Here is a 2359-nt window from a genome sequence, read left to right on the forward strand (position 1 = left end):
CCCGCGCCGGAGGCGTCAGGCGTGACGCGCGCCCCGTCGCCGCTCATCGCCCACCCCGCGCGCCGGCCCCCGAGCGCTCCGCCGCGCGGTCGGCGTGGTGGGAGAGGGCGACCGTTCCGGCGAGCCGGTCGATCACCACCGGGACGTCCCAGTCCGGGCGGCGGAGGGCGGCGAGGGTGGTGGCCGGGACGACGACGAGGTCGGGGGCGCCGGTGGTGGCGGCCCGGGCCAGGAGGGTCCAGGCCGCGTCCCAGCGGGAGCGCTCCGGGCGTTCGCGGACGGCCGCCACGACGGCGTCGAGGACGGCCTGTCGCCGGTCGCCCCGTTCGGGCAGGGCGGCGCCGGCGGGGTCGGCGAGGAGGGTTTCGGGGTCCGGGAGGTCCATCCGGTCCAGGTAGGCGAGCAGTTCGAGGCCGGGGCCGTCGCCGACCGTGCCCCGGGCCAGGAGGGAGAGCACGTCGCGGGAGGATCCGGCCGCCGTCGCGAAGGCGGTCAGCCGGAGCACCGCCTCCCAGCTGCGGGGCGACGGCCAGGGGCCGCCCCGGCGGGTCTCGCCGGACGGCAGCCGGTGGACGAGCGCGGGGCGCGCGGTGAGGAGCCCGCACACCGCGCGGCGGGCGAGGTCCACGGCCTCCGGGAGCCGCTCGGGGTCGAGCCGGGGCAGGACGGCCCGGGCCAGGTCCCGCCGAGGCCCCGGACGACGGTCTCGGGGTCGTGGGTCCACTGGAGGTGGACGAACCGGTTGGCGAGCGGCGGGCTCAGTTCCCAGCCGTCGGCCGCCGAGGCCCGCGGGTTGGCGGCGGCCACGATGCGTACGCCGGGCGGCAGTCGCAGCGCGCCGATCCGGCGTTCGAGGACGAGCCGGAGCAGGGCGGCCTGGACGGCCGGCGGGGCGGTGGAGAGTTCGTCCAGGAAGAGCAGCCCGCGGCCCGCCCGTACCAGGCGTACCGCCCAGTCCGGCGGGGCCATGGGCACGCCCTGCTCGGCGGGGTCGTCCCCGATGACGGGCAGGCCGGAGAAGTCGGACGGTTCGTGGACGCTGGCCACGACCGTGGTGAGCGGGAGGTCCAGGGCCGCCGCGAGCTGGGTCAGGGCGGCGGTCTTGCCGATCCCCGGCTCGCCCCAGAGGAGGACGGGGAGGTCGGCGGCGACGGCCAGGGTCAGGGCCTCCAGCTGCTCGTCGGGGCGCGGTTCGGTGGTGGTCTCGTGCAGCAGGGACAGCAGGGCGGCGGCGACGTCGAGCCGGGAAGCGCCGTGGGGCGTGACAGTGGTCATGAGGAAGTCACCTGTGAGTGTGCGGGGCCGCAGGGGCCGATGGGTGAAGGGCGTGTCGCCTGAGGTCAGTCGGACGTCGCGTGCCGTGGGCGGGCGCGGTGGCCGCTGGGCCGGGCGAACCGGTCGACGCGGGCGTACGCGGGTCCGGCAACGGTCAGGTCCGCCCGGTACCTCCCGTGCGCGATCCGCCGGCGCGCGGCGGTCTCCAGGGCGTCGCGCAGGGCGCCGTCGCGCAGCGTCGCGTCCGGGCCCAGCAGCTCCTCGACGACGGCCAGCGCGCCGGCGGCGTCGCCGTGGTCGAGGCGCTCGCGGACGCCGGGGAGGCAGTCGGGGTGCCGGTACGCCTCGTCGACGGCCTGGAGGCAGGGCAGCGGCGTGCCGGTGAGGGCGGCGAGCAGTTCCTCACGCCGCAGGGTGTCCGGGTCGTGGTCGAGCGGGACGAGCGCGCCGTCGACGAGGCCGATCCGGTGTGTCTCCCGCCGGTCCCCTCCGCCGTCCCGCCGGCACTCGACGAGGCGGTACGGGCCGGCGGCCGCGGGTGCCGGGGGCGGGCCGCTCGCCACGTGCCCGGGTACGAGGGCCGCGGCGACGAGCGGGTGCAGCCGGCCGGCATCCAGGGCACCGGCCCGGAGGAGGACGAGGTCGGGCGGCACCCAGGTCGCCGCGTCGGGCAGGACGGGCAGTGCGGCGCTGTCGGCACGGGCCGGCGCCGGGCCGATCCGCGCCGAGGGCGGCCCGTCGCCGGCCGCGTCGACGTCGAGGAGCAGCCGGTGCCGGGCCCCGCACCTGACGAGGACGGGCCCGCCGGACCGGCCCGCGGAACGGAGGAGGATCGCCGCCTCGGCGGCCCACCGGTCGACGGCGTACCAGGGACTCGCCGTTGGGGTCCCCGGTGGTGGGCGGTGCTCGGCGGGGCACTGGTCGGCGCCCGACCGGACCCGTAGGTCGCCCGAGCGGTCGGCGTCCCACAGGTGCCGGTGCAGGTCGAGGCGGAACCGCCGGTTCGGGCGGGGGTGGGGGTGGGCGCGCGGGCCGTGGCGACCGCCGGCCCCGGGACGGGAGCCGTCCCACAGCGCGAGGCCGA

General features: G+C 79.0%; 1 protein-coding gene and 1 pseudogene. Both read right to left on the reverse strand.

Annotated elements, in window-relative coordinates:
* Positions 1-43 precede the first annotated feature (43 nt).
* Positions 44-1275: pseudogene (locus tag JNW98_RS34795) on the reverse strand (AAA family ATPase).
* Positions 1276-1340: 65 nt separating this feature from the next.
* Positions 1341-2359, reverse strand: a 1019-nt coding sequence (locus JNW98_RS34800; protein ID WP_223772274.1) for a hypothetical protein, incomplete at its 5' end; no start/stop codon positions are given.

The sequence above is a fragment of the Streptomyces huiliensis genome (genome assembly GCF_020037025.1).
Taxonomy (GTDB): Bacteria; Actinomycetota; Actinomycetes; order Streptomycetales; family Streptomycetaceae; genus Streptomyces; species Streptomyces huiliensis.